This window comes from Tabrizicola flagellatus (assembly GCF_046295235.1).
Lineage (GTDB): Bacteria > Pseudomonadota > Alphaproteobacteria > Rhodobacterales > Rhodobacteraceae > Tabrizicola > Tabrizicola flagellata_A.
Window position 1 is genome coordinate 33,381 of record NZ_JBKBLV010000017.1, and the last position, 25,836, is coordinate 59,216.

Below are 25,836 nucleotides of genomic sequence, written 5' to 3' on the forward strand. Positions count from 1 at the left end.
CCGGTGGTCCGGTCGTCGTCGAGGAAGAGGGTCAGCCCGAGGTTGTCGCGGAAACGCCGCGTTCCGGGTGGATCGTCCCGGTCGTGGTCGGCATCGTGCTGCTCTGCGCGCTGGCCTGCGGGAACGACGAAGAGGAACAGGCCGCGCCGACCTCGACCGCCACGGGGTCTTGATCCTTCGGGCAATCCCGGACCGGGGCGGCGGCCGGATGTGCCGCCGTGCCTGCCCCGGCGGTCTTGACACTGGCCTGTCATGGACGGGACCGTGAAATTCCCGAGTCCATCCGGAGGCTGTCGCGGAACGGTTTCGCGGTGGTGCGGCCTCGACCTGACGACCGCCTGCCGCGACGGGGCGGCGCTCTGGTGCCCAAGGTTTGCGTCGCGCTGAGAACCGGAGCAAAGCCTGACGCCGATCAGGTCATGGGCGCGTGGCGGCCTTTTGGCGGTCCGGCCCGGAGTGCCCGGTGCCAGACCATTCGCAGGCCAGCTTTGGGGCGGCCTAGAGCCCGTTGATCGGAACCTTGAGGAAGCGCTTCCCGTCCTTGTCGGGCGGAGGCAGGTCGCCGGCGCGCATGTTCACCTGCAGGGACGGGATGATGAGTTTTGGCATGGCCAGCGTCCGGTCGCGGGCGGTGCGAAGCGCGATGAACTCTTCGCGCGACTTGCCTGCGATGTGGATGTTGTGCGTCTTTTCCTCGCCCACCGTGGTTTCCCACCGGATGTCGCGTCCGTTCGGGCCATAGTCGTGGCACATGAAAAGCCGCATCGAGTCCGGCAGGGCGAGCACCTTCTGGATGCTGTCGTACAGCTGGCCCGCATCCCCGCCCGGGAAATCCGCCCGGGCCGAGCCTCCGTCGGGCATGAACAGCGTGTCGCCGACAAAGGCCGCATCGCCCATGATGTGGGTCATGCAGGCGGGCGTGTGGCCGGGAGTGTGCATCGCGATGCAGCGCATGCCTCCGACCTGGTAGGTGTCGCCATCGTCGAACAGCCGGTCGAACTGCGAGCCGTCGCGCTGGAACTCGGTCCCTTCGTTGAAGATCTTCCCGAAGGTGTCCTGGACGATGGTGATGTTGCGGCCGATGCCGATCTTGCCGCCCAGCTGCTTCTGGATGTAGGGCGCGGCCGAAAGGTGGTCGGCGTGGACATGGGTCTCGATCAGCCACTCCACCTTCAGCCCCTTTTCCCGGACATGGGCGATGATCTCGTTGGCGTGGTCATAGGTGATGCGCCCGGCGGCATAATCGATGTCCATGACAGAGTCGACGATCGCGCAGGCGTTGGAACCCGGGTCCTTCACCACATAGCTGATGGTGTTGGTTGCCGGATCGAAGAAGCCGGTCACCTCGGGCTTGACGGACATGTCAGGGGTTATGGTCATGTTGCCTCCAGCTGTCAGGCGGGTTTGCGGGCGGGATAGCGGGCCTGTAGCCACCGGGCTGCAAGCATTCCGGCGATCAGTGCCGCGACGAAGACGAAAACCGAAGCCTCCCCGGTGCCAAGCGCGGGCAACGCACCACCCGGACAATAGCCGGCGATGCCCCAGCCGATCCCGAAGGCGGCCGACCCCAGGATCAGCCGCTGGTCGATATGTTGGGTTTCGGGCAGTTCGAAACGGGGGGCGAGCGTCGGAAGCGGACGTCCGAGCACCAGTCGGTAGCCCGGGATGGCGACGGCGAGGGCCCCCGCCATCACGAAAGCGAGGCTCGGGTCCCAGGTTCCGGCAAGATCGAAGAAGTTCAGCACCTTGGCGGGGTCGATCATGCCCGAGATGCTGATGCCGAGACCGAAGATCAGGCCGATTGCGAAGGCTGAGACAAGGCGCATGTCAGGCTCCTACAACGTGGCGCACAACGAAGACGGTGGTGATGGCCGCGGCCATGAAGCAGGCGGTCGCCACGAGCGAGCGGCGCGATAGGCGCGCAATGCCGCAGACGCCATGGCCCGAGGTGCAGCCTCCGCCATAGCTGACGCCTATCCCGACGATCAGACCGCCCAGCACGATTTCGGCCAGAGACACCGGCTGGCTGATCTGGGCAGCGTTTCCCGACAGCAGGAAGAAGGCCAGCGGCCCGGATGCCATGCCGGCGACGATGGCCGCCCGCAGTGCCCAGTCCTGGGGGTTCCCCAGGCGCAGGAGCCCTCCAAGTATGCCGGTGGCCCCCATGATCCGACCGTGCAGACCCATCATCAGAACTGCCGCCAGTCCGATCAGAGCGCCGCCTGCCAATGCGCTCCAGGGAGTGAAATCTGTTGTCATAGGTTCCGCCATTCTGGTTTCCTTGCAGTATCTAGGGAATTTCGCTTGGGAATCCATGGCCTGTCATGCAGGCTTTTTCCTGGGCTGCGGCTTGCTTGGTCCGGGTCGTCGCTCTGGCGGGCCACGCTATCGCCCGCTGACTGATTGTCGGCTGACCGGATCGCGTCCGTCACCGGTCCTGGAACCCAGCAAACCGGAGTGCCTTTCCCCTTGCCCTTCGCTGAATTCCCCAATAGACGGGCAGGCGGAGACGTGGCCGAGTGGTCGAAGGCACGCCCCTGCTAAGGGCGCAGACCTCTAAAGGGTCTCGAGGGTTCGAATCCCTTCGTCTCCGCCATCACCACTAAATATAAGATTTAGCAAGAGAAATCCTGCGGATGTCCATAAGTTTTTTGTCCAGAATGCACCATATGACGGACAGCAAGGACGACATGCGCTATCTGATCCGGCTCCGAGGTGCGGGGAAGAGCTGGGCTTTCAGGATGCTCACACCGCGGCATTTGGTCGGGTTGCCAAATCCTTGGGACCGGAAACCGTCTCTGTTGCGCAAATCGGTTGATGGGCGGGGTTCCCCTTTCCCTGCACAGCCCTATCCGGCGGCTTCTGTGATGGGTGCTCCGAGCGCTGTGAAGCCGTTGAGCACGGCGACGCGGACCTGGAACTCTGCGACCTGACGGTCGAAGTTGCGGGCAGAGAGGCGCGGCCCCGGTAGCTTGCCGCGTGCATCGTGGTCTCTGCGCGGCTTCGGCGGCGATAGCTGCTCCATCGTTGCCAGATCGTGCGACCGACGCGCTTCGATGTCCTCAGGATTTGGTTTCGGGCGATGGCACCGGGGGGGCGCCACGGCTTGGCGTTCTTGCGGGGTGGGATGATCGCTGCGGCACCGCGCGCGGCGATGGCGTCGTGGCACTTGCGGGTGTCTAAGGCACCATCGGCGGTGACGGAGGCGATCTCCTGCTCGGGCGGGATCTGGTCGAGCAGTTGGGGCAGCATCCCTCGGCGGTTCGCGCGAACCGGTGGCACTCACCGGCTCGACATCGCCCACGTCGCTGGTGGTGATCTCGGCCGCCCGGATTTCCAGCCGTCGTCGGAGAAACGGTCCACTGGACCGTTTCCTGATCTTCCTCCATCGCGTCGATCCCGATGCGGATCTTGCGCCAGTCGAGCTACGGGTTCGCCACCGGTTCGAAAAACCATTGCGAGGGGCGCTTCGTGCCCCCATGCTTGCGGGCGTTCCACTCCCCTTCGCCTTCCACCTTGATCCCCCTCGCCATGGTCACTCGGACCAGTGGCGTTCCCGTGGCTCGATGTCGACCAAGAGGTGCAGCGGGCCGTCCAAGCCGCGGTAGGAGATGTTGACTTTCAGTGTTCGATGGGCCTACGCGGCCGCACTGCGGCCACGGTCCCATCTCACTCTGGCGCCGCGACAGCGTGCTGAAGTCGGGAACGGCCCAGTCCAGACCGATCAGGCGCAAGAGGCTTTCGACGAACCCGGTCGTCTGCCTCAGCGCCATGGCGAACAGCACTTTCATGGTCCGGCAGGTCTGGATCGCGGCGTCGCCCCAAGCGGGCTGGCGGCCACACTTGCCGGTGGGCGCGGCCACCCAGGTCATGGCGGGGTCGAACCAGATCGCCAGCGAGCCTCGGCTCTTCAGCGCATTGTTACAGGCGGGCCAGTTCCCGGTCTTGTCGCTCGGGGGGGCGGTCTGCTCATGCACCGCAGCTACCAGACTGGATTCACGAGATGAATCCACTCAGCCGATTTGTACAACAGAGCCTTTGCAGGGGGCACCAGCGCAAGCGCGTGCTCGGTGGACAGAAGGAAGCGGCGGGTCGGCATGGGAAGCTCTCTCGGAGGTGGCGCGGGCCGGGGTGCGGCCCGCGCGTCTGGTCTCAGCAGCCCAGCGTCTGGACGACGAGCTCTGCCGCTGCCCCGCCCGAGAACTGCTGCTGGCCAGTGATCAGGTTGCCGTCGCGCAGGGCGAAGGGCTTGAACATCGAGTTGACGACGAAGTTGGTGCCCTCGATCTTCTTCGCCTCTTCCTCGATCCAGAAGGGCTGGATCTTCCGGCCCACCCAGGCGTCGGCGAACGCCTCGTCGCTGTTGGCAAAGCCCGTCCAGGTCTTGCCCTTGACCAGAAGGTCGCCGTTCGACAGCCGGGTCTTCAAGAGGATGCATGTGCCGTGGCAGACGATCGAGACGATCCTGCCCGCCTCGTAGGCTTTCGCCACGAAGGCGTGCAGGGCTGCGTCGTCAATCATCGTGACCATAGGCGATTGCCCGCCCGCGAGGAAGATCGCGTCATAGGCGGTCGGGTCCACCTCGGCGACCCTCGGCCGCGACCCACGTGAGCCAGCCGGTGCGCGGGACGAGGCGGAGCCATGCGCCGTCCACCCAGAAGGCGATGTTCAGGTCCCACCCGGCCCAGAGGCCGGTGGCGCCCGAGGCCACGAGGTGTCGGTCGCCGTCTGCCGGGCTGGCGGGCGGCGCGGTGCGCGTGCGGTCGAGGACCGAGATCTGCACCATGGCGTCGAGCAGCCGCAGCGCCTCGTTGTGGGTGACATGCTTCTGCGCCTGGGCGGCCAGGAGGTAAGGCAAGCCCAAATGGGTCGTGGTGTCGGACATGGGAAATCCCGTCAGAATTGGAGGGTCACGGAGGCGGGCGTGCCGCGGCCAAGGCGGTTCGAGAGCTGGTAGATGCGGATCACAAGCGTTTGGCCGGGCCCGAGCGGCGCACCCCAATCGGCAGTCTGCTGGGCGGCGGTATATAGGACGGAGGTCGTGGTGCTGGTCAGCGTGCGCTTGACAAGGCCGAAGCCGGGGGCGAAGGCCTGTGCCACGCGGGCGGGCAGCGTCACCAGCGCGCGCACGGCGGCAACGGCGGCCAGTGCGGGCAGGAAGGCCGGAAGGCCCAGCACCACCCGGCGCGCGCGGCCCATGGCGGCCAACTGGTCGTCCACCACACCGCGCAGATCGCCGCCGGGGGAAATCAGCACGTGGTCGGCGGCGCAATAGGTGTCGAGGTCCAGCTTCGGCGCATGCGGCAGAACCTCGGGCCGGCCGGCGACCAGAAAGCCTTCGTCGTAGAGGCGTTCGCTGCGGATGGCCTCGGGCATCTCCCAGATGAACCCCAGGGCCAGATCGGCACGGCCTTCGGCCAGCGCCTCCATCGCCGCCGCGCGCCCGACCGGCAGCACCGTCAGCGTCAACCCCGGCGCGCGGGTGTGCAGCCTCGCGGCCAACGGCGGGATCAGCACCGCCTGTTCGGCATCCAGTGCCGCGATCCGCACCAGCCCCGTCGCGGTGCTGGGGTCAAAGGCCCGCGCCGCACCGAGTGCCCCGCGCAGGGCATCGACCGCCGCCGCCACCGGTGCCTCCAGGGCCAGCGCGGTCGCGGCGGGGTCCATCCCGTGCGGACGGCGCAGGAACAGCTCGTCCCCGAAGATGTCGCGCAGGCGTTTCAGCGACTGGCTGATGGCGGATTGCGTCAGGCCCAGGTCAGCCGCCACGTCCAGCGCCTTGCGGTGACGCAGAAGGCCGAGGAACACGAGGAGAAGCGTGAGGTCCAGCCACCTGAGTTCGGATGTGCTTAAGTCAGACATGAGAGCTATTCGTTACCATTTCTTTCGTTTCGCGCATATCTTCCTTTCATCGAATGAAGCAAGGAGAAAATCATATGCGGATCGCGATCATCGGCACCGGCAATGTCGGCGGTGCCATCGCCCGGGGACTGAAGGGCAAGGGCCATGCCGTGACCCTTGGTGCGCGCAGCCCGGACGATGCTGAGGTGAAGGCGCTCGCCGCAGAGACGGGCGCGGGCGTCGCCTTTCCCGCAGAGGCGTCAGCACGCGCCGATCTGGTGATCCTCGCGCTGCCCTGGGGCGTGGCCGAAGGCGCGGTCAAGGCGCTGGGCGACCTTTCGGGCAAGGTGGTGATCGACTGCATGAACCCTCTGGGCATGGTCGCTGGCGCGCTGGGGTTGACCATCGGCCACGCCACCAGCGGCGGCGAGATGGTCGCGGGCTGGCTGCCGGGCGCGCAGGTGGTCAAGACGCTCAACCAGGTCGGCGCCGAGATCATGGCGCAGAACGCCCATCTGCCGCATCGCCCGGTGATGTTCATGGCGGGCGACAATGACGCTGCCAAGGCGCAGGTCGCGGCCCTGCTGGCTGACCTCGGGTTCGAGCCGCTGGACGCGGGCGACATCACCAAATCCCGCCTGCTGGAGCCCTTCGGCATGGTCTGGATCAATCAGGCGCTGTTCCGCGGCAAGGGCCGCAATTGGGCCTTCGCGGCGGTGGAGGGCTGAGCGATGACTCTGACCAACACCCATATCCTGATCATCGGCGGCACCAAGGGCATCGGCCGGGCAACCGCCACGGCGGCCCTCGCCGCAGGCGCGCGCATCACCGTCACCGGGCGCAGCGCCGCCAGCCTGGACGCGCGGCCCGAAGGCGCGGCGGGCGTCGTGCTCGACTTCACCGAACCGGCCTCGGTCGCGGCTCTGGCCCACGGCATCGGCGCGGTTGACCATCTCGTGCTGTCGGCCTCAGACGCCGTCGCCTGGGGGCCCTTTGCCGAGGTGAGCGAGGACGCCCTGCGCGCCGCTTTCGACGCCAAGTTCTGGGGCTACTGGCGGGTGATCCGGGCGCTGGCCCCGCACTTGGCCGCCACCGGATCGGTGACGCTGGTCACCGGGGCGGCGGCGCGGGCGGCCCTGCCCGGTACCTCGGGCCTTGCGGCGGTGAACGGCGCGCTCGAGGCGATGGCGCGGGTGCTGGCGGTGGAGCTGGCGCCGCGCCGGGTCAACACCGTCTCGCCCGGCATGACCGCGACCGAGGCCTATGCTGGCCTGCCCGAGGCCGCCCGCGACGGCATGTTCGCCGCCACCGCCGCGCGCCTGCCCGCAGGCCGCATCGGCGCGCCCGAGGATATCGCGCAGGCGATCCTGCTGGCGGCCGCCAACCCCTTCCTCACCGGCGCCACGCTTGACGTGGACGGCGGCGCGCATCTGGCGCGGTGACTATCACCCCTTCAAGGAGAACCAACATGACCCTGACCCGCAGAACCTTCCTTGCCGCGGCCCCCGCCGTGGCCTTGACCGCCGGCACGCTGCCCCTTGTCACCAAGGCCCGCGCCGATGCCCCCGCCGCCGCCCCCGGCAACATCTTGATCGTGGTGGCGAACGAGATCGCGCATCCGACGATGGGCTTTCCGCTGGGCTTCTGGGCGGCGGAGCTGACGCATCCCTACGCCGAACTCGTCGCCCACGGCCACGCGATCACGATCGCCAGCCTGCAAGGCGGGCGGGTGACGGTGGATGCCTATTCCGACCCGCGCCACGAGTCGGGCTATTCGGCGCAGGACTTCGTCTCGCTGGGCTTCCTGACCTCGCCGAAACATGCGCCGCTGCTGGATGCCACCGCCGCGCTGGCCGACATCAACCCGGCCGATCACGCCGCGATCATCGTCGCGGGTGGGCAGGCGCCGATGTTCACCTTCCGCGAGAACACGGCCCTGCAAGGGCTGATCCGCGCCTTCTACGACGCGCGCAAGCCGACGGCGGCGCTGTGCCATGGCGTCTCGGCGCTGGTCGATGTGAAGCTGGACGATGGCAGCTACCTGATCGCGGGCAAGACCGTGACCGGGTTCTCGGCCGCCGAGGATGCCTATGTCGATGAGGTGCTGGGCGCGAAGCTCTTCAACTGGTGGGTGGAACCGGCGATGCGCGAGCGCGGGGCCAACTACACCGACCGCGGCATGTGGGCGAACTATGCCGTGGCCGACGGCAACCTGATAACCGGGCAGCAGCAGAACTCGGGCGGGTCGGTGGCGCGGCTGATCCTCGAACAGCTCGCATCCTGAGACAGCGCTGGTCCGGCGGCCCGACTGCCGCCGGACCCGTGGCAAACCAAACCCGTTCACATCCTGAGACAAGCCCATGACCCAGACCCTCACCGCCACCTGCCATTGCGGCGCCGTGCGGCTGACGCTGCCTGCCGAGGCGTCGGGCGTGATGGCCTGCCACTGCGGCGACTGCCAGAAGATGCACGGCAATTTCAACGCCTTCGTTGCCGCCCCCCGCGAAGCCATCGGGGTCGAGGGGGCGGCGGCGCTGGTCTGGTATCAGTCCTCGCCCGCCAGCCGCCGCGCGTTCTGCGGCACCTGCGGCGCGCGGGTGGTCAAGGAACAGCCGGGCCGCTGGCTGGTCTCGGCCGGGCTGATCGACGGGCCGACCGGGCGGCACCTGATGCGCAACCTCTGGGCGCAGTCGAAACCCGACTGGTATGCCCTGCCGGAGGTGCATCATGAGTGATCCCGTCACCATCGTCGTGCGCCGCAAGGTCAAGCCAGGGCGCGAGAAGGATTACGAGGTCTGGCTGGAACGCCTGACACGCGGGGCGGCGGAGAAGTTTGAGGGGTATCTGGGTGCCGAGTTCCACCGCCCCGCCCAACCCGGCGGCGAATACCGCAGCGTGTTCCGCTTCGACAGTCTGGAACATCTGGAGGTGTTCGAGCGGTCAGGCTTTCGTGCACAGATGCTGGCCGAGGCGTCGGACATGTTCGCTGCCGATGCCGCCTGGCAGCGGATGACGGGCCTCGAATTCTGGTTCGACCCGCCGCCGGGCACCAAGGTGCCGCAGCCCAGCCCGCACCGCATGGCGCTGGTGCTGATCGCGGTGGTCTTCGTGCTGGTGCTGATCCTCAACCTGATCCTCGGCCCGCTGATGACCGGCTGGCCGCTGGCCCTGCGCGTGCTGGTGACCGTCACCATCCAGGTATCGCTGATGACCTACGTCATCATGCCGCGCCTGACGCCGCTGATCGCGCGCTTCATCTATCCCTCCTCCAAAACCCTCTGAAAGGATTGCCAAATGTCTGCCTCCATCGACGTGCACGCGAAGAAGAAAGTCCTGATGATCGCCGCCAATCCCGGCACCTCGCCCACCACGGGCTGGCCCGTGGGCTTCTGGTGGGCCGAACTGACCCACCCCTACTGGACCTTCACCGAAGCCGGCTACGAGGTCGAGATCATCAGCGCCAAGGGTGGTGATCTCGTCGCCGACGGGTTCTCGGACCCCGAGGATGCCAGCGGCTATTCCGCCCACGACCTGATCTCGCTCGGCTTCAAGAAGTCGGAAAAACACGCGGCACTGCTGAAGGGCACCAAGTCCATCGCCGAGGTGGACCCGACCGCCTATGACGCGATCTTCCTGGCGGGCGGGCAGTCGCCGATGGTGACGATGATCGACGATGCGGCGCTGCACGCCTTCGTCGCCAAGGCCTATGAGGCGGGCAAGATCGTGTCGATCGTCTGCCACGGCACCTGCATCCTGCTGAAAACCCGGCTCTCGAACGGCGATCTCCTGGTCAAGGGCAAGACCTGGACCGGGTTCGCCAACAGCGAAGAGGCCTTTGCCGATGCCTGGGTGGGCCAGAAGATCCAGCCCTTCTGGATCGAGGAAGAGGCGAAGAAGATCGAAGGCACCAACTTCGTGGTCAATTCGATGTTCAAGCCCTTCGCGCTGCGCGACGGCAACCTGATCACCGGCCAGCAGCAATTCTCGGGCGGGGCGGCCGCCGAGCTGGTGGTGCAGACGCTGGGCCGCTGACGGCCAAGGGGGCGGGTTCCGGCCCGCCCCATATCCGAAAGGCCGATCCATGATCTCCCGCCGTATCCTCCTCTCCTCCGCGCTGGCGCTTGCGCTGGTGCCTCAGGCAAAGGCCGATCCGATGCTGCCCTATTCCCGTTTCGTCGTCTTTGGCGACGGCCTGTCCGATCAGGGCCGCTGGGGCCCGCTGACTGACTATCGCTATCCGCCCAGCCCGCCCTTTGCCGCAGGCCGCTGGACCGGCGGGCCGACCTGGGTCGAGCACCTTTCCGCCCTGTCGGGCGTGCCGCTGGAGGCCCGCGACAATCACGCCATGGGGGGCGCCATCACCGGCTGGTGGAACATCAACGAACCCCTGCGCGCGGCCCTCGGCCTGGCCGCCGATGTGCCGCTGCCCGGCCTGCGCGGGCAGGTCGAGGCGGCGCTGGCGGCGGGGCCGGCTGACCCTGAGGCGCTCTACATCCTCTGGGCCGGCGGGCACGATATCGGCAACTGGCTGGACTACGGCCAGCCCGACATCGCCGCCGAACCGCCCGCCGCCAACCTCCGCGCCGCCGCCCTTCGCCTGATCGGCGCGGGCGCGCGGCACATCCTGGTGGGCACCATGCCCGACATGGGGGCGACCGCGATCTATGCCGGCACCGACAAGGCCGCCCGCGCCACCGCGGCGACCGAGGAGTTGAACGCGGGCATCCGCGCATGGGCGCCGGAACTGTCAACGAACGGCGGGCAGGTGACCGTGCTCGACGGCGCTGCGGCCTTCGGCTCGGCCTTTGCCCGCGCGGGCGAGTTGGGCATCACCGTGTTCGACGAAGCCTATCTGCCCTACGACATCATCGACTTCGCCAATCCGCTGGCGCCTGCGCGCCCGGTGCCCGAGGGGCGCGACCCGAACGCCTATTTCAGCTTCTGGGCGGTCTCGGCCGGCCCGCAGGTGCACCGCGCCATCGCCGATTACGCGCTTGTCGCGCTGCGCGTTGCCGCGGGGCAGAAGGGATGAGGACCATGACCCAGGATGCACTGCCCCCGATCCCGCTCAACACCGGTGCCAGCATGCCCGCCGTCGGCCTCGGCGTGTTCCGGGCCACGCCCGACGACACCATTGCCGCCGTGACAGCGGCGCTGATGGCCGGCTATCGCCATATCGACACCGCGCAGGTCTATGGCAACGAGGGCGAGGTGGGCCGCGCGATCCGGGACAGCAGAGTAGGCAAGGCGCAGGTCTTTGTCACCACCAAGGTCGCCCCGGCGAACATGGCGCCGGACCGGGTGGCCGGATCGGTTGCGGCCTCGATCGCCGCACTCGGCTTCACGCCCGATCTGGTGCTGTTGCACTGGCCGCAACCGGAGGTTCGCCGCGACGCCTGGCGGGTGTTGGAAGACATGCATCTAGGCGGCGAACTGCCCGCCATCGGCGTGTCGAACTTCATGGCCGGCCACCTGCAAAAGCTGCTGGACAGTGCGCGGGTGATGCCGGCGGTGAACCAGATCGAACTGTCGCCCTTCCTGCAACAACGCCAGGTGCGGGCGGTCTGCCGGGCGGCCGGCGTTGCCGTCGCCGCCTATTCACCGCTGACCAAGGGCCGCAGGCTCGACCATCCGGTGCTGGCGCGCATCGCAGGCCAGCACGCGGCCACCCCGGCGCAGGTGCTGCTGCGCTGGGGACTCGATACCGGCGCGGCCGTCCTGCCGAAATCGGTCCGCCCCGCGCGGATCGCCGAGAACATCACCCTTTCGGCCCTGAGCCTGAGTGCCGAGGACACCGCCGCGCTGGACGCGCTGGAGGAAAACCTCGTCACCGGCTGGAACCCGCAAACCATCGTTTGAGATCATGACCCCGACATCCCAAATCCTGACCCACGACCACGGACGCAAGGCGACGTGGTTCGAGCTGTTCTTCGATCTTGTCTTTGTCGTCGCTGTCGCCGCGCTGGCCGGCCGGCTGTCGCAGCACTACGACTGGCAGGGCGCGCTGGAGTTCACCTTCCTGTTCCTCGTCCTGTGGTGGCTCTGGCTGGGGCATACCTTTCACGCCAGCCGTTTTGACAAGGATCGCCCCGACCAATGGGCGGTGGGCTTTGCGCAGATGCTGGCGGTGGTGTTCATCGCCTATGGGGCCGGGGATGCCCTGGGTGCGCGGGCCTGGGCCTTTGCCGGCGGGGTGGCCGCGTTCAAGGCGTTTCTGATGCTGGGCTACCTGCGCGAGAGGACGCGGCCGGGGCTGGCGCGGCTCTGCACGATCTATGGGGTGATCTACGGGGGGCAGGCGGTGCTTTGGGCCGGGTCGATCTGGGCCGACCCGGCGCTGCGCACCGCGCTTTGGGCCGCGGCTCTTTCGGTTGACGTCGTGACCCCCTTCCTCGTCGCGCGCGAAACCCATCGCGCCCCACCGCATCCCGAACATCTGCCCGAACGCTTCGGCCTTTTTACCATCATCCTGCTGGGCGAAACGGCGGCGGCAGCGGTGCATGCGCTGGATCACGGATCCGAGTTGCACGGCGACACCCTGGCGGTGGCGCTGCTTGGCGCCGCTCTCGGTTTTCTCTACTGGATCGGCTATTTCCAACGCGCGCGCGGCATGGCCGAACGGCACATCCGGGATGAAGCAGCGGGCCGCAACCTGCGTCTATGGGCTTACGGTCACATCCCGCTTTACCTCGGGATCGCCAGCCTCGGCGGGGGAACCGTGTATCTGGCGCATCACACGGCGCTGGTGGGGGCGTCACCATGGGTCTATTCCATCGGCGCCGCCCTTGCCATGGCAGGCGTTACGACCATCTCGCTCGCAACATACCGCCGACCCTTGACCAGCGGCTGGCCATACGTCCTGATCGCACTGGCCGCCACCGCGATGCCGGCCTTGGTCAGGACGGCGCCTTTCCTTCTCGGCGGTCTGGTCGCCATGGCCGCCGCTCAGATCGTCGCATCAATTCTCCTGAACCAGCGTCTGGCTGTCGCTGCAAACCAAGCCTGAAACATCGTCAGAAGTCGGTCTCGACATACACCCCCGAGCAGTCATAAGCGACTGCTGCCGCCGTTGCCCCGTTGTTCATGAACAGCCGCGGTGACAAGAACTGCGTGTTCGCTGGCAGATCGACCGTGATCTCCTGCTCGAACACCGCGCCCGAAACCTCGTCCACCACCCGCACCCAGACGGAACTGCCATTGGGCGGTGCCGCGATGAACATGGTCAGGACACCACCCGTCGCGATGGCGAAACTCGTCCCCATGTCGGTCAGCGTCGGCGCACCTGTGCCGTCGTTCGTCACCAATTGCCAGCGGGTGTGGGAGCCGCGCTGGAAACCGATGCCGATGCAGTTGATGGCCGTGGCCAGCGTCAGTGTGGTCGTCAGCGCGGCGATGGAACCGTAGAGGCCGAAAAAGCCCATGCCCGTCGCCTGAAGTGTCGTAAGCGAAATCCGAGTGACGAAGGTCCAGCCACCGAGGCCCGCAGCGTTGCCGCGCCAGCAGGCCCATCCGGCAGAACGCTGTTCTGCGGCCGAATCCACCACCGCCGCCGAAGTCAGCCGCCAGCGGCGCATGCTGGCGGCCAGGTTTGTGGCGGCCAGCGTGGGCGTTGACACGGTACCGACCGACGTGACGGGCAAGCCTTCGGTGGTGATCGTGCTGGTGACAGATGGCGACCAGTTGGCGATCCGGTTGACCCCGAAATGCGGTTGCAGCGGGAAGTCTCGGCCGGAGGGGCGCATCACGTCGATCCAAGGGGCCCCCGCTCGGTTACGGGCATACACGGCCGCCTTGCCAGTAGGCGGAGGAGACCGATACGCGACCAGACTTCCCGCGCCAGATCCCCGAGCAGCCGGAAGGCTTCACCCACGCCACCGACATCAGAATGCCCGTCTCACCGTTTACAGTCGAGTAGAGATCGTCTTGCGGATCGCGGCGGGCGAGACCGCGGCGCAGGTGGCGGCGGCCTTCGCAGTGTCCGTCCGCACCGTGCGCAAATGGCTGGCCCGGTTCCGCGCGGGCGGCTGGAGAGGGCGACGGCGGCGGTGATCGGGCATCTGCGTCGGACGCTGCGGATGACGGGGGCGGCGATTGCCGCAAAGTTGAGCCTGGCCGGCTCGACGGTGGCGCGCTGGCTGCGGCGCGAAGGGCTTGGGCGGCTGGCGCAGATCGACCCGCCCGAACCGGTGCGCCGCTATCAGCGGGCGCGGCCGGGCGAGCTGATCCATCTGGATATCAAGAAGCTGGGCCGGTTCGACCAGCCCGGCCACCGCGTCACCGGCACGAGGCTGGGATGCCGCAGCCGGGGCGCGGGCTGGGACTTCGTCCATGTCTCCGTGGATGACGCCACCCGGCTCGCCTATGTCGAGGTGCTGGGCGACGAGCGCAAGATCACGACCACCGGCTTCCTGTTGCGCGCCCTGCGCTGGTTCCGCGACCAGGGCATCCGGGTCGAACGGGTCATGACCGACAACGGCAGCGCCTATCGCTCCCGCCGCTTCGCCAAGGCGCTGCGACTGCTGGCCATCGCCACATCTTCACCCGGCCCTACACGCCGAAGACCAACGGCAAGGCCGAGCGGTTCATCCAGACCCTGCTGCGCGAATGGGCCTACGGCCTCGCCCATCCGACCTCGACAGCCCGAAACGCAGAACCTCCGCGGCAGCACTGCCGCCGCCGCCGCAGTGCTGTGTTTCGCAGTCCCGTTTGACGAAACGCTGATCACGTTGCTGTTGACCGGAACTGAAAGCACCTTTCCGGTGCGGCTGTGGGGCATGACCCGACTTGGCATCACCCCGGCCGCAAACGCCGTTCTGGCCATACTTTTGGTCCTGACCCTTGGCCTCGCGGCCCTGGTCATCGCGTTCCAAGCGAAGATGCGCCGCAAGGCGAGGTGAACGGATCGGATGACCTATCCCACTGAAGGACACTTCCCATGAACCGACCGCTGCCAAATGCCATTTATCCCGGGCTGAAGGGCCGGACAGCTTTTGTCACCGGCGGCGCGACGGGCATTGGCTGTGCCATGGTCACACCCTTCGCGCGTCAGGGTATGCGGGTGGGCTTTTGCGACATTGCAATACCGGAGGGCGAAGCCCTGGCGGCAAGTTTAGGCGCAGCAGGACACGAAGCCCGTTTTGACCCGGTCGATGTCCGCGACACCGATGCCTTGCAACAGGCCCTTAGAAACACCGCAGACCGCTGGGCCACGATCGACGTGCTGGTGAACAACGTGGCGAATGACAGTCGCCAAGATTGGCGAGACCTGACCTGCGCCGAGTGGGACAACGCGATGGCCATCAACTTGCGCCCCGCGTTTTTTGCAATTCAAGCGGTGCCTCCCGGCATGATCGCGCGCGAACACGGTTCGATCATCGACCTCGGCTCCATCTCGTGGAAGGCGAAATATGGCACGATGCCGGCCTATACCACCGCCAAAGCCGCAATTCACGGTCTTACACGGTCTTACACGGTCTTACACGGTCTTTCATACAGGAGATGGGGGAACACCATCTTCGTATCAACACGATCGTTCCCGGTTGGGTTCTGACCGAACGGCAATTGCGGGATCACTTCCACGCAGAAGGGGAACAGCTGCTTCATCAGAAGCAGTCGCTCGTAGGCACGATCCGCCCGGAAGACGTTGCTGCCTTGGCGCTCTTTCTGGCCTCGGACGACAGCGCGATGTGCTCGGGCCAGGAATTCACGATAGATGGTGACTGGATCTGAGAGGAAACTTCCTGAGCTGCCCCGGCTCTGTTGATGGCGTGCATGCCTGCGCCAGACGCACGCCACCCGAAAGCTGCCGATCTGTCGCCTGAGAACTGACGTCTTGCGTTTCACATCTGCCCGAAAGACAGGGATGGCAATTTTGCCGGGCAACTCCGCGCGTGACATCCGCAGCGGGTCCATGCCAATCAAAGGCTTGAACAGGCAGGAGTGGTGGCACATGACCGGGATCCGCGATATCGCAAAACGTGCGGGCACGTCGATTGCCACGGTATCGCGCGCCCTGAATGACAGCGGCTATGTGCGCGCCGACACGCGAGCCCGGATTGAACAGGCGATGCACGAGTTGCAATTCACCCCCAACGCCGGCGCGCGCCTGATTCGCCGCGGCACCAGCCGGGTGGTGGGGGTGCTGGTGCCGGCATTGGATGTGCACTTCTTCGGCATCCTTGCCCATACGCTGGAGCAAGAGTTGTTTGCCCGCGACTATCACGCCATCATCTGCTCGACCGCCGAAAGCCAGGAGCGGGAGATGCAGTATATCTCGGCGCTGCTTGCACAACGCGTGGATGGCGTGCTGGCGGTCAGTGTCAGATCAGACGGCGGGCCGTATCGGCGGCTGGTGGAAAAGGGCATCCCCGTGGTGGCCTTGGACCGGACCCTGCCGGGCATCACCGACGTGACCGTCACCTCGGATCATGCCTTGGGCGGGCGGATGATGGTGCGGCACCTGCGTGCGCTAGGCCACCGGCGGATTGCCGTGGTGGGGGCGCCGGAGCACAGCGCGCCGATCCAGGACCGCCTGCGCGGCGTGACCGAGGAACTGGCGCTGGAGGGCCTGTCCCCGCTTGCGGTGCATCTGGGCCGGGTGCACACGTTCGAGGAGTGCCGCGAACTGGCGCTGGCGATGCTGGCGGGTGGGGCTGCGCCCACCGCCATCATCGGCACCACGGATATTGCCGCAATCGGTGCCGTGCACGCGGTTGTGGCGCAGGGCTTGTCGGTGCCGGGCGATATTTCGGTGATCGGCTTTGATGATCTGCCGGCGGCCCGCTACGTCATTCCGCCATTGACCACCGTGGCCCAGCCGCTGCGGGCTTTGGGCCGGGTGGCGGTGGCCCGGCTTTGCGGCCTGATGGCGGGCCGTTCACCGACCGAAGCTGATGCCACCGACCTGAGCCTGCGGCTGGTGGAACGCGGCACGACCGCCCCGGTCCGGGTCTGACCGGGCGCGTCGGCCGGGGTTACAACGGCTCGACACCAATCCGATACGACGTTCTCCATGGCGATCCGGCCTGCAAGGCGATAGCCGTCGCAGCGCCGGATCGGGTCAGCGGGTTGTCCTGCGCCGAAATCGCGGTGCCAAGGTCGAAGGCCGCACAGCACGGCTCGACCCCAAGCGCCAGATGCCGCCCCTGCCACGGCGCGTCGGCGCGGCCACGGTTGCTGACCCACAGCATCAGATGCGGAAAGGCGGTGCTGTCCCAGTCCAGCACAGCCCTGTAGCCTTCGGCCGGATTGTCGAGCGCAAAGCGGCCACTGGCGCAGGTCAGCAGGATGCGGCTTTCGCTGGCTTGCGCCAGGGGCAGATGCGTCATGTCCACCGTGCCGCCATCGCGCCCCGGCAGGGTGGCCAACGACGTGGCGGTGCTGTCCGGGCGCAGCGGACAGGGATCGGGGGACTGCGCCGGATGGGTCCAGATCAGGCCATGCGCGCCGGGGTTCAGGAGGGCCTTGCCGGGGGGGACGGGCAGCCGGAACACCGGATGCACGGCCACCGGCAGCCGGCAATCGCGCCGGGGGATGATGGTGAGCGTCATCTCGACCCCGCCCGCACAAGGGGCCACGCTACGTGTCAGGGCCGCAACCGGGTGATCCTCGGGATAGCGGATGTCGGCGCAAAGCCGGTTTTCGTCGCGCCAGACCCGCCAGACCTCGTTGGCGGCGAACCCGTGCGGCAGGCCGTGCGGGGCGCCTTGCCCCACCTGCCAGCGGTCGGGCAAGGGGGCCGGGTCGTCGGCTCCGAACGGCACGCAGGGCCATTCACCGCGCAACCGCCGCAAGATGCCGGGCAGCGCATCGGCCCCTGCTTCATCGGCCCAAGGGGCAGTGTGCAACGGATGCACCCTGCGCCCGTCCGGCAAATCCAGCGCCAGGCCGTCCAGCATCGCGCCCAAGGCTTGCAGGCCGACCGTGCCGCCGTCCCAGTCCAACCTTGGCATCATTTGCGGTCGATCACAAAGTTCACCAGCACCGCGCCCAGGATCAGCGCGCCCTTGACGACTTGCTGCGCATAGGGGTTGAACCCCCACAACGTCATCGCGTTCAACAACACCCCGAGAAACAGCACGCCGACAAAGGCCCCCCAGATCGACCCCTTGCCACCGAACAGGCTGACCCCGCCGATGATGACGGCCGAGATCACCTCAAGCTCCAGTCCGCGGGCGATGGTGGAATTGCCCGAGTTGATCAGCGAGGAATAGACGATGCCGCCGATCGCCGCGAACACGCAGGTTATCATCAGGCAGATCGTCTTGACCCGCCAGACGTTGATCCCCGACAGCCGCGCCGCCTCGATGTTGCCGCCGACGGCATAGATCTCGCGCCCCAGTGCGGTGTGGTTGGTCAACACCCAGGTCAGCACAAAGGCCAGCATCAGCAGATAAACCGGCACCGGCACATGGAACAGCCGGCCCGAGCCGATGACGTAATACCAGGACGGAAAGCTCTCGATGGGTGCGCCGCCGGTGATCAGGTTGGCCATCCCCGCCAACGTCGCCATCATGGCCAATGTCGAGATGAACGTCGGCACGCCGATCTTCTGGCGCAGAAGTCCGTTGAACCAGCCCACCGCGGCGGCAAAGCCGACCGTTGTCAGCATCGCCGCCCCCACCACCCACACAGATGCCTCGAATGCGCCGCCCGACAGCCAATCGACCATCCAGGCGGTGATGCAGGCCGACACCGCCACCATCGAGCCGACCGACAGATCGATCTCGCCCACGATGATCACCAGCGCCATGCCGAAGGCGATCATCCCCGGCACAGCCACATTGCGCAGGATGTTCAACTGGTTGTCCAGCGTCAGAAACCCCCGCCCGGTCAGGGCCACCAGGATATAGAACGCGATCAGGATCAGCAGCATGGAATGCTGGCGCAGCAGGTTCGACATGGCTCAGGCTTTCTCGGTTACGGGTTCGGCTTGCGCCAAAGGGGTCATCGTGGCGGCATACAGCGACTTGGGCTCAAGCGCCGCGCCGGTGAACTCTGCGGTGATGCGCCCGCCACGCAGGACGATCACCCGGTCGCAACATTCGGCCAGGTCTTCCAGTTCGGTGGACACGACGATGCTGGACACGCCGCGCGCAGCCTGATCCCAGATGATGCGGTAGATCTGGCGCTTGGCCTGCACGTCCACGCCGCGCCCCGGCTCATCCAGAAGCAAGACGCGCGGCGCGGTGTTCAGCCAGTTGCCCACCACGATCTTTTGCTGGTTGCCGCCCGACAGGCTGGCCACCGGCAGCATCGGGTCGGCCACCTTGATCTGAAGGTCCGCGATCTGGCGGGCAACATGCGGGCGCTCGCGGCCCAGCGAGGTAAAGCCGCGCAGGGCCATCTGGCGCAAGGAGGCCAGCGACAGATTGGCATGCACCGAATGGTCCAGCACCAGCCCCGCGTGCTTGCGGTCTTCGGACGTATAGGCCATCCCGGCTGCCTTGCGCGCCGGCAGGTCATCGTCCGAAACATCCCGCCCAAGCAGCACAACTCGCCCCGCATCGAAGCGGCGCGCGCCGAACAGGCCCAGCAAAAGCTCGGTGCGCCCCGACCCCAGCATGCCGGCAATGCCCAGCACCTCGCCCGCTGCCAAATCGAAACTGACATCGGTCAGCCAGGGTGCCATCGCCAGATTGCGCGCGCTCAGCACCGGGGTACCGGCGGCCGGCGCGCGGATTGGCCGGTCCAGCGGCGGTATATCGCCGAACATCATGTCCAGAATGACCTGCGGCGTCGCCTCGGCCATCGGCACAGACCCTGCGAACAGCCCATCGCGCAGCGCGGTCACGGTATCGGCGATCTGCGGCAGTTCGGCCAGCCGGTGCGAGATGTAGATCACCGTCACCCCCCGGTCGCGCAGGCGGCGCACCAGCGCAAACAGGCTGTCCACCTCGGTCGCGGCCAGCGCCGACGACGGCTCGTCCAGCAGCAGGATCCGCGGCTCCAGACTGCTGGCCTTGACGATCTCGACCAGTTGCTGGCGGCCCAGCGACAGCCGTTCGACCGGCATCCGGGCGTCGATGTCGCTGGCCCCCATGTCGGCCAGCAGCCTGGACGCGCGCTCAAAAAGCTGCGGCCAGTCGATAAGACCGTGCCTGCGCGGCAACCGGCCCAGAAAGATGTTTTCCGCGACCGAAAGGCCCGGCACCAGGCTCAGTTCCTGATAGACGGTGACGATGCCCGCGCGCAGCGCCTCTTGCGGAGTGCGAAAGCGCAAGGCGGTGCCGTTCACCGCGATCTCGCCCGAGGTCGGCTCGACCGCGCCCGACATCATCTTGACGAAGGTGCTTTTGCCCGAACCGTTCTTGCCGATCAGCGCATGCACCTGCCCTGCGGCAAACCGGTGCGAAAACCCCTCCAGCGCGCGCACAGTCCCATAGTGCCTGGTCAGCCCGCGCAGTTCCAGATCGAAACCGGACATGCTCCCCCCTTTCCGTCGATCCCTGCCGCCGCCATGGGCGGCAGGGAAAGGCTGCACTTATTGCAGCGTGGCGAGGAATGCCTCGACGGCGGCGGGGTCACGGCGGGTCAGCAGCAGCGTCGGCACGGTGGTTTGCGCCTCGACCGCCTCGCCCTTCAGCACCTTCAACGCAGCCTCTGCCCCCATGCGGCCCATCTCGACCGGCGATTGCGCCGTGACGGCTTGCAGCACGTTGTCGCCCGCCATCAGGCCCTTGGCCAGTTGTTCCGACCCGTCCACACCGAACACCGCCACCTGCCCCGCACGGCCGGCATTGCGCACCGCCTGCATCGCACCCACAGTGCCGCCTTCGTTGGCGGCAAAGATCACGTTGATCTCGGGGTGCGCGGTCATCATGTCGGTGGCCACGGTCACGGCCTTTTCCGGCAGCCAGGCGTCCTGCTCGGAGACCACCTCGATGGTGGTGCCCACCGCTGCGGCCTCCTTGAAGCCGCCGGTGCGCTGGCCGCTTTGTTCCGGCAAGAGCGACGAGAAGCCTAGGATGCCCACCTTGGCGCTGCCGCCCAGGTTGTCCTTGATGTAGGCCGCTGCCTCGATGCCGCTGGTCTTGCCGAGGTCGGCGTTGGCGGTCGAGAAGGTGGCGGCGGCGATGCTGCCATCCTCAAGTCCGCCGTTCAGCGCGATCACCACGATCCCGGCATCCTTGGCGCGTTTCAGCGCCCCGGCCGAGTTGGTGGCCGACAAGGGCGCAATGACGATGGCCTGCACGCCGCGCGCGATATACGTGTCGATCGCTTCGGCTTCCTTGGCCTGGTCGCCGTCGATGTTGATCTCCAGCACCTCGGCACCGCCCGCTTCGGCACCTTCCCTGATGCCCCGTTGCAGCGATTTCATGAACTGGTCGCCCTGGAACACCACCGAGGCGATCACCGGCTTGTCCTGCGCCACAACCGGCTGGCCCAGGCTCAGCGCCAGCACGGCAAGGGTCGTTTTCAAAAGGCCGCGTTTGGTCAGTTGCATGGTCTTTCCTCCCTGAAAGGTTGCTTACGTCTCTTTCCCCTCGATGATCCGTTGCCCGAGCGGGGGATGATCGGGCATCAGCCGCGCCAGCGGCGGGATGGCATCGGTGGCGGTCGCGCCGCGCAGCGCCGCCGCCGCGGCCCGGTGGGCAAGGGTCAGCGCCACGTCGGGCGTCCAGCCTTCGTGAACGGCCAGCAGGACGCCGGCGCAAAAGGCATCCCCTGCCCCCACCGGGCTGACGATGTCCTGCGGCGGCACCGGCAGCGCCGGGCGGGTCAGGCGCAGACCGTCCGCCCCGGCCCAGAGGGCCAGATTTGCCGTGTGCATCACGACAGCCCGGCAGACGCCCCGCATCAGCAGATGATCGGCGGCGCGCAGCAGACCCGCGGCATCATCGGGACCGCTGACCGCAAGGCCGGTGGCGCGCGCGGCCTCGACCTCGTTGAGAAACAGATAGTCGATCTGCGGCAGGGCAGCCTCGACCGAGGCCCGGAAGTCCGGGTGGTCACGCGAGACCAGATCGACGCAGGTCGTCAGGCCTGCCGCCCGCGCCCGCGCCAACAGGCGCGCGGCACCGGTGCTGCCCGCGTCCAGCGCATCCAGCCGCGCCAAGAGGTTGAGATAGCCCAGGTAGAACAGCCGCAGCCCCGCCATGTCCTCGACCGGCACCTCGGGTTCGGCCAGCAGATCGTTGCTGCCGGGGTGATAAAAGAAGGTCCGGCTGTCGCCCGGCACGGTCATCACATGGGTATGCGCGGTGGGGGCGGCCTCGGTCGCGCCCAGCCAGCGCGTATCCACCCCCGCCGCCGCGCAGGCCCGCCGCACCGTCTCGGCGTGACGATCCTGGCCCAACAGCCCGACGCCAAACACTGGCAGACCGGTATCGAACGCCGCGAGATCCAGAGCCACGTTTGCGGCGCCGCCGCCCACGCCCTCGGCCTCGGCATGGATCTGCACCAGATCGCTTTTCGCCGGCCAATGGTCGATGCTGTGGACCACATCGACGATCCAGTTGCCCGCACAGGCGATGCCGCGCCGCGTCATGTCCGGGCTGCCGCTCATCGCGCAGCCTCGTTCCACAGGGGATAGAGCGGGGCTTCGTCCTCGTCGATTTCGGCAAAGCGCCCGACCGGTTCCAGAAAGAAATTGTCGGCGTGATCGTCGTTGCACTGGCTGACTTCGGCCACGAAGGCCGGCGCGCCCTCGGCCCAGAACCGGTGCATCAGCCCGCGCGGAATCGTCACGCTTTCGCCCGCGTTCAGGCGGATCGGTCCGGCAAAGGCGTCCACCCGCCGCCCATCGACCCAGACCGGGGCATCGGGTTCAAAGCTGCCTTCGCCCGTGAACTCCACCACCAGCGTGCCGCCGCCGCGCAGGATGATGTCCTCCAGCTTGACCTTGTGGCAATGGAACGGGGTTTCCTGATCGACCCCGACAAACAACAGCTTTTCGGCATAGGGCCGCTCAGCCGCATCGCCCTGGATGCCGTTGCGCACGCAGAACAGCACCAACCCCCGCCGCGCGAAATCGCCCGAGCCGAAATCGGTGACATCCCAGCCCAGTTGCCGCGCCTTCAGATAGGCCGATTGCGCGGGGTTGGCCGCATGATCGGCCGCCCCCCAGCCCGCCCAGGCGGGCAAGGCCCAGTGATGCGCCGCCAGCACCGCCTGCGCCTGCCGCAGGGCCGCATTGATCTCTGACCGCTTCATGCCGCCGCCCCATAATCGACCGCCACCACCTGGCGCGTCGTGCCGGCCTGCAACGCTGCAGTTAGGATGGCGTGATGCGCCGCGGCCTCGTCCGGCGTGGCGCAGCCAAAGCCGCGCGCATCGCCGCCCGCCAGTTCATCGACAAATGCCGCCCACATCTGCTGGATTGCGTCGGTAAAGCCGAATTCAAAGATGCCGCCGGTGATGGTGGGAAACAGCGACTGATAGCCCAGATCCTCGACCTGCCAGGCCTGCGGGCCGCCGTTGCGATATTCCAGTTTCTGCCACTGCCGGGGATGCTTGGTAGTGAAGAACGCGCTGCCCTGCATCCCCAGCACCCGGATCGACCACGTGTTGGATTCGCCCGGCGCGATGCGCCAGGTTTTCAGCACGAGGGGGAAATCGCCCGCCGCCACATGGCCGGTGATCGTGGCATTGTCCCAGGTCTCGCAAGCCACACGCGCGCCTGAGCCGTCGGGTCGCGTGGAGACGCGCTTCATCAGACTGGCCGACACCGCATCGGGCCGCCAGCCCAGCCGCAGCGGCACATGCAGCACATGCATCCCCAGATCGCCCATGCAGCCATAGGCGCCGTTCACCCCCACCATCCGTTTCCAGTTGATCGGCTTGTCGGGGTTGATGTCCGAGGAATGCAGGAACGCCGCCTCGACCTCGATCACCTCGCCCACGGCCCCGGACCGGACAAAGTCGATCACTCGCTGCGCGCCCGGATAGAAGGGCATTTCCGACGAACAGCGCACGACCAGTTCGGGGTGTGCGGCAATGGCGGCGGAAATCACCCGGTTCTGCGCCAGATCCATGCCAAAGGGCTTTTCCCCAAGCAGGTGCTTGCCTGCCGCCAGGATCGCCGGATAGATCTCGGCATGCAGCACATGCGGCACCGCGCAATAGACCGCGTCCACGTCGGGGTTGGCCAGGAGGGCGCGATAATCGGTGACGGCCTGCGTGACCGACGGCACATGGTCGGCAAACCACCCCATCAGGCTTTCGTTGACGTCGCAGACCGCCACAATCTCGGGCCGCGCGCGCATGCTCGTCAGATGCATCCAGCGCGCCGCCGCACTGGCGAATTCGCGGCCCATCAAGCCGCAGCCGATGATGCCGAAGCGGATGACCCGGCCCATCCTTACGCCCCCAACATCGCCAGCGCCGCCTCGGGCGTGGCGCCGTGGTGCACGATGGCCATCAGCGCCCGCGTCATGCCGCCGGGATTGGCGTGCTGGATGACGTTGCGGCCATAGACGATACCGCGCGCGCCCTGCGTCATCAGCCGATGCGTGCGCGTCAGGATCTCGGCGTCCGACACCCGCCCGCCGCCGCGCACCAGTACGGGCACGCGCTGCGCGATCTCGATCACCCGGTGATATTCGGACACGTCATCGCAGGGGTCGGCCTTGATGATGTCGGCCCCAAGCTCCACCGCCTGCCGCACCAGCGGCAGGATCTGCGCAAGGTCGCCATTGACCATATAGCCGCCGCGCGTGTTGTCCTGCATCACCAGCGGCTCGACCATCAGCGGCATGCCGTAGATCTCGCACTCGCGCTTGAGCGCGTTGATGTTGCGGATGCAGGCGCGATAGACCTCGGGCTGGCCGGGCAATTGCAACAGGTTCACCACCACGCAGGCCGCATCCAGCACCAGGCCCTGCTCCACCGGCCGGTCGATCACCTCGGAAAACAGCGCCGAGGGCAGCGGCGTGCCATAGACGTTGGCAATGTCGGTGCGCAGCACCAGCGCGGGGCGGTCCTTGCCAGGGATGGCTTGCAGGATCGGCGCGGTGCCCGGCGGCAACTGGATGGCGTCGGGCCGGGCCTCGGCCACGATCCGTATCGCCGCATGCATGTCCTCGATCCCGGCCAGAAAGCTGCCTTCATTGAACATGCCATGGTCGATAGCCACGTCGAAACAGTTCCCCGAAGGGCCAAACAAGCGGTTCATGCGTGCGGATTTCATTCGGGCTATCCCTCGTTTGTGTAAACGTTTCCATATCAGTATCGCCGCAAATCGCGCCTGTCAAAGCCTTTCGTTTCGGGGATGGCAAAAAGTTCGGGGCAAGGCTGGCCGCGTCCCGGCCACACCCGGCCGACCGCGTGGCACGCGCGCGCACGCCGCACCGCCGGCATGAAAAAGCGGCCCCGGGCAATCGCCCGAGGCCGCACCGGCAGGAAATCCGCAAGCGTCAGTCGGGCCGGTCGTCCTTGAAGCTGCGGTGCCCCGAGATCATCGTCGAGACGATGGACTGCCGGCTCATGATATCCTCGCGGATCGCCACGTAGATGTGGATGATCTTGAAAATCACGATCCACCACATGCCAAGGTGATGCAGCGTGTGCAGCCGCTGGCTGTTCCAGGTGAGCCCGTGCACCCAGCCGAACAGGTGATGCGTCAGGCTGCCTTCCTGCGCGCCCTCGGCGTAAAGCGCGAGGCCGGTGACGACCATGAAACCGACGCCAAGCGTGATGAAGAAGAACATCGCCGTTTGCGCCAGGGGGTTGTGGCCGATGTATTTCTTCGGCTCGCGTTCCAGAAACAGATACCAGCGCAATTCGAACGCCACCTCGCGCCAGAAATGGCCGCTCCAGAACGGCACATAGAACAACTGCCGCGCGTGGTGATTGCCGAAGAAGGCCCAGTAGATCCGGCCCAGAAAGCCCAGCGTAAGCACCATGCCGGCGGCGAAATGCGCAAAGCGGATGTAGCCGAACACGAATTGCTGCGTCGCATCGCCGATCTGCATCGAGGGCGGCGGCGAGCCGATGAAATAGCCCGAGACGATCAGCACGGTGATCGCGGCGGCATTGACCCAGTGGTCTTGTCAC

The 25,836-nt window shown here is 66.9% G+C and carries 28 protein-coding genes, 1 tRNA gene and 4 pseudogenes; 15 read left to right on the plus strand and 18 right to left on the minus strand.

Features of this window, described 5'->3' with window-relative positions; all coding sequences use genetic code 11:
- Positions 1–498: 498 nt before the first annotated feature.
- Genes ACK4IU_RS09330 through ACK4IU_RS09340 form a run of 3 tightly spaced genes read right to left on the minus strand, consistent with a single transcriptional unit; the run spans position 499 to position 2,271 of the window.
- Positions 499–1,380: an MBL fold metallo-hydrolase gene (locus tag ACK4IU_RS09330; RefSeq protein ID WP_409734152.1), complete on the minus strand. Its 882-nt coding sequence runs from the start codon at positions 1,378–1,380 to the stop codon at positions 499–501.
- Positions 1,381–1,394: 14 nt separating this feature from the next.
- The gene (locus tag ACK4IU_RS09335) at positions 1,395–1,826 is read right to left on the minus strand and encodes a DUF6691 family protein (protein ID WP_409734155.1); all 432 of its coding nucleotides are present in this window, start codon (positions 1,824–1,826) and stop codon (positions 1,395–1,397) included.
- Position 1,827: 1 nt separating this feature from the next.
- The gene (locus ACK4IU_RS09340) at positions 1,828–2,271 is read right to left on the minus strand and encodes a YeeE/YedE family protein (protein ID WP_409734158.1); all 444 of its coding nucleotides are present in this window, start codon (positions 2,269–2,271) and stop codon (positions 1,828–1,830) included.
- Positions 2,272–2,505: 234 nt separating this feature from the next.
- On the opposite strand from ACK4IU_RS09340, the gene ACK4IU_RS09345 reads away from it, so the two are divergent.
- Positions 2,506–2,596, plus strand: a tRNA-Ser gene (locus tag ACK4IU_RS09345).
- A gap of 252 nt (positions 2,597–2,848) precedes the next feature.
- Here ACK4IU_RS09345 and ACK4IU_RS09350 read toward each other — a convergent pair.
- From ACK4IU_RS09350 to ACK4IU_RS09370, 5 genes and pseudogenes are all read right to left on the minus strand, one after another.
- Positions 2,849–3,973, minus strand: a pseudogene (locus ACK4IU_RS09350) (IS5 family transposase).
- A 179-nt stretch (positions 3,974–4,152) separates the two neighbouring features.
- Positions 4,153–4,581, minus strand: coding sequence for a type 1 glutamine amidotransferase domain-containing protein (locus ACK4IU_RS09355; RefSeq protein WP_409734161.1), 429 nt, complete (start codon positions 4,579–4,581; stop codon positions 4,153–4,155).
- A complete protein-coding gene (locus ACK4IU_RS09360; protein WP_409734164.1) occupies positions 4,562–4,885 on the minus strand; it encodes a DUF2793 domain-containing protein in 324 nt (107 codons plus the stop codon). The genes ACK4IU_RS09355 and ACK4IU_RS09360 overlap by 20 nt, the downstream gene beginning before the upstream one ends.
- 11 nt (positions 4,886–4,896) lie before the next feature.
- Positions 4,897–5,667, minus strand: a complete 771-nt coding sequence (locus ACK4IU_RS09365; RefSeq protein ID WP_409734280.1) for a LysR substrate-binding domain-containing protein — start codon at positions 5,665–5,667, stop codon at positions 4,897–4,899.
- A gap of 3 nt (positions 5,668–5,670) precedes the next feature.
- Positions 5,671–5,862 (minus strand): annotated as a pseudogene (locus tag ACK4IU_RS09370) (LysR family transcriptional regulator); the annotation flags it as partial.
- A 74-nt stretch (positions 5,863–5,936) separates the two neighbouring features.
- Here ACK4IU_RS09370 and ACK4IU_RS09375 point away from each other — a divergent pair.
- The 9 genes from ACK4IU_RS09375 (at position 5,937) to ACK4IU_RS09415 (ending at position 12,847) form a co-directional block, all read left to right on the plus strand.
- Positions 5,937–6,569 (plus strand): NADPH-dependent F420 reductase, encoded by a 633-nt coding sequence (locus ACK4IU_RS09375; protein WP_409734167.1) that lies wholly within the window; start codon positions 5,937–5,939, stop codon positions 6,567–6,569.
- Positions 6,570–6,572: 3 nt separating this feature from the next.
- Positions 6,573–7,283: an SDR family oxidoreductase gene (locus tag ACK4IU_RS09380; protein ID WP_409734170.1), complete on the plus strand. Its 711-nt coding sequence runs from the start codon at positions 6,573–6,575 to the stop codon at positions 7,281–7,283.
- A 26-nt stretch (positions 7,284–7,309) separates the two neighbouring features.
- On the plus strand, positions 7,310–8,125 hold the full coding sequence (locus tag ACK4IU_RS09385) for a type 1 glutamine amidotransferase domain-containing protein (protein ID WP_409734173.1): 816 nt from the start codon (positions 7,310–7,312) through the stop codon (positions 8,123–8,125).
- Between the two features lie 76 nt (positions 8,126–8,201).
- Positions 8,202–8,576 carry a GFA family protein gene (locus ACK4IU_RS09390; protein WP_409734176.1) on the plus strand — a complete coding sequence of 125 codons (375 nt, stop codon included), beginning with the start codon at positions 8,202–8,204 and terminating at the stop codon, positions 8,574–8,576.
- Positions 8,569–9,123 (plus strand): antibiotic biosynthesis monooxygenase, encoded by a 555-nt coding sequence (locus tag ACK4IU_RS09395; protein WP_409734179.1) that lies wholly within the window; start codon positions 8,569–8,571, stop codon positions 9,121–9,123. The genes ACK4IU_RS09390 and ACK4IU_RS09395 overlap by 8 nt, the downstream gene beginning before the upstream one ends.
- Positions 9,124–9,135: 12 nt before the next feature.
- On the plus strand, positions 9,136–9,873 hold the full coding sequence (locus ACK4IU_RS09400) for a type 1 glutamine amidotransferase domain-containing protein (protein ID WP_409734182.1): 738 nt from the start codon (positions 9,136–9,138) through the stop codon (positions 9,871–9,873).
- Between the two features lie 49 nt (positions 9,874–9,922).
- Positions 9,923–10,873 carry an SGNH/GDSL hydrolase family protein gene (locus ACK4IU_RS09405; RefSeq protein ID WP_409734185.1) on the plus strand — a complete coding sequence of 317 codons (951 nt, stop codon included), beginning with the start codon at positions 9,923–9,925 and terminating at the stop codon, positions 10,871–10,873.
- 5 nt (positions 10,874–10,878) lie between these two features.
- The gene (locus ACK4IU_RS09410; protein WP_409734188.1) at positions 10,879–11,700 is read left to right on the plus strand and encodes an aldo/keto reductase; all 822 of its coding nucleotides are present in this window, start codon (positions 10,879–10,881) and stop codon (positions 11,698–11,700) included.
- 4 nt (positions 11,701–11,704) lie between these two features.
- Positions 11,705–12,847, plus strand: a complete 1,143-nt coding sequence (locus ACK4IU_RS09415; RefSeq protein ID WP_409734191.1) for a low temperature requirement protein A — start codon at positions 11,705–11,707, stop codon at positions 12,845–12,847.
- 7 nt (positions 12,848–12,854) lie between these two features.
- On the opposite strand, the gene ACK4IU_RS09420 is transcribed toward ACK4IU_RS09415, so the two are convergent.
- The gene (locus ACK4IU_RS09420) at positions 12,855–13,583 is read right to left on the minus strand and encodes a hypothetical protein (protein WP_409734194.1); all 729 of its coding nucleotides are present in this window, start codon (positions 13,581–13,583) and stop codon (positions 12,855–12,857) included.
- A 175-nt stretch (positions 13,584–13,758) separates the two neighbouring features.
- On the opposite strand from ACK4IU_RS09420, the pseudogene ACK4IU_RS09425 reads away from it, so the two are divergent.
- From ACK4IU_RS09425 to ACK4IU_RS09445, 5 genes and pseudogenes are all read left to right on the plus strand, one after another.
- Positions 13,759–14,551, plus strand: a pseudogene (locus tag ACK4IU_RS09425) (DDE-type integrase/transposase/recombinase).
- Positions 14,552–14,615: 64 nt separating this feature from the next.
- Complete coding sequence (locus ACK4IU_RS09430) at positions 14,616–14,738, plus strand: hypothetical protein (RefSeq protein ID WP_409734197.1); 123 nt, start codon at positions 14,616–14,618, stop codon at positions 14,736–14,738.
- 38 nt (positions 14,739–14,776) lie between these two features.
- Positions 14,777–15,391: an SDR family NAD(P)-dependent oxidoreductase gene (locus tag ACK4IU_RS09435; protein WP_409734200.1), complete on the plus strand. Its 615-nt coding sequence runs from the start codon at positions 14,777–14,779 to the stop codon at positions 15,389–15,391.
- Positions 15,340–15,570: an SDR family oxidoreductase gene (locus ACK4IU_RS09440; protein ID WP_409734203.1), complete on the plus strand. Its 231-nt coding sequence runs from the start codon at positions 15,340–15,342 to the stop codon at positions 15,568–15,570. The genes ACK4IU_RS09435 and ACK4IU_RS09440 overlap by 52 nt, the downstream gene beginning before the upstream one ends.
- A 220-nt stretch (positions 15,571–15,790) precedes the next feature.
- Positions 15,791–16,795 (plus strand): LacI family DNA-binding transcriptional regulator, encoded by a 1,005-nt coding sequence (locus ACK4IU_RS09445; protein ID WP_409734206.1) that lies wholly within the window; start codon positions 15,791–15,793, stop codon positions 16,793–16,795.
- A gap of 19 nt (positions 16,796–16,814) precedes the next feature.
- On the opposite strand, the gene ACK4IU_RS09450 is transcribed toward ACK4IU_RS09445, so the two are convergent.
- From ACK4IU_RS09450 to cybH, 9 genes and pseudogenes are all read right to left on the minus strand, one after another.
- On the minus strand, positions 16,815–17,795 hold the full coding sequence (locus ACK4IU_RS09450; RefSeq protein WP_409734209.1) for a hypothetical protein: 981 nt from the start codon (positions 17,793–17,795) through the stop codon (positions 16,815–16,817).
- On the minus strand, positions 17,792–18,742 hold the full coding sequence (locus tag ACK4IU_RS09455) for an ABC transporter permease (protein ID WP_409734212.1): 951 nt from the start codon (positions 18,740–18,742) through the stop codon (positions 17,792–17,794). The genes ACK4IU_RS09450 and ACK4IU_RS09455 overlap by 4 nt, the downstream gene beginning before the upstream one ends.
- A 3-nt stretch (positions 18,743–18,745) precedes the next feature.
- Positions 18,746–20,266: a sugar ABC transporter ATP-binding protein gene (locus ACK4IU_RS09460; RefSeq protein ID WP_409734215.1), complete on the minus strand. Its 1,521-nt coding sequence runs from the start codon at positions 20,264–20,266 to the stop codon at positions 18,746–18,748.
- A gap of 57 nt (positions 20,267–20,323) precedes the next feature.
- Positions 20,324–21,286 (minus strand): substrate-binding domain-containing protein, encoded by a 963-nt coding sequence (locus tag ACK4IU_RS09465; RefSeq protein WP_409734218.1) that lies wholly within the window; start codon positions 21,284–21,286, stop codon positions 20,324–20,326.
- Between the two features lie 24 nt (positions 21,287–21,310).
- Positions 21,311–22,348 carry a carbohydrate kinase family protein gene (locus ACK4IU_RS09470; protein ID WP_409734221.1) on the minus strand — a complete coding sequence of 346 codons (1,038 nt, stop codon included), beginning with the start codon at positions 22,346–22,348 and terminating at the stop codon, positions 21,311–21,313.
- Complete coding sequence (locus ACK4IU_RS09475; protein ID WP_409734224.1) at positions 22,345–22,995, minus strand: D-lyxose/D-mannose family sugar isomerase; 651 nt, start codon at positions 22,993–22,995, stop codon at positions 22,345–22,347. The genes ACK4IU_RS09470 and ACK4IU_RS09475 overlap by 4 nt, the downstream gene beginning before the upstream one ends.
- Positions 22,992–24,140 (minus strand): Gfo/Idh/MocA family protein, encoded by a 1,149-nt coding sequence (locus ACK4IU_RS09480; protein WP_409734227.1) that lies wholly within the window; start codon positions 24,138–24,140, stop codon positions 22,992–22,994. The genes ACK4IU_RS09475 and ACK4IU_RS09480 overlap by 4 nt, the downstream gene beginning before the upstream one ends.
- 2 nt (positions 24,141–24,142) lie before the next feature.
- Complete coding sequence (locus ACK4IU_RS09485) at positions 24,143–24,955, minus strand: class I fructose-bisphosphate aldolase (protein ID WP_409734230.1); 813 nt, start codon at positions 24,953–24,955, stop codon at positions 24,143–24,145.
- Between the two features lie 241 nt (positions 24,956–25,196).
- Positions 25,197–25,826 (minus strand): annotated as a pseudogene (cybH, locus tag ACK4IU_RS09490) (Ni/Fe-hydrogenase, b-type cytochrome subunit); the annotation flags it as partial.
- Between the last annotated feature and the right edge of the window lie 10 nt (positions 25,827–25,836).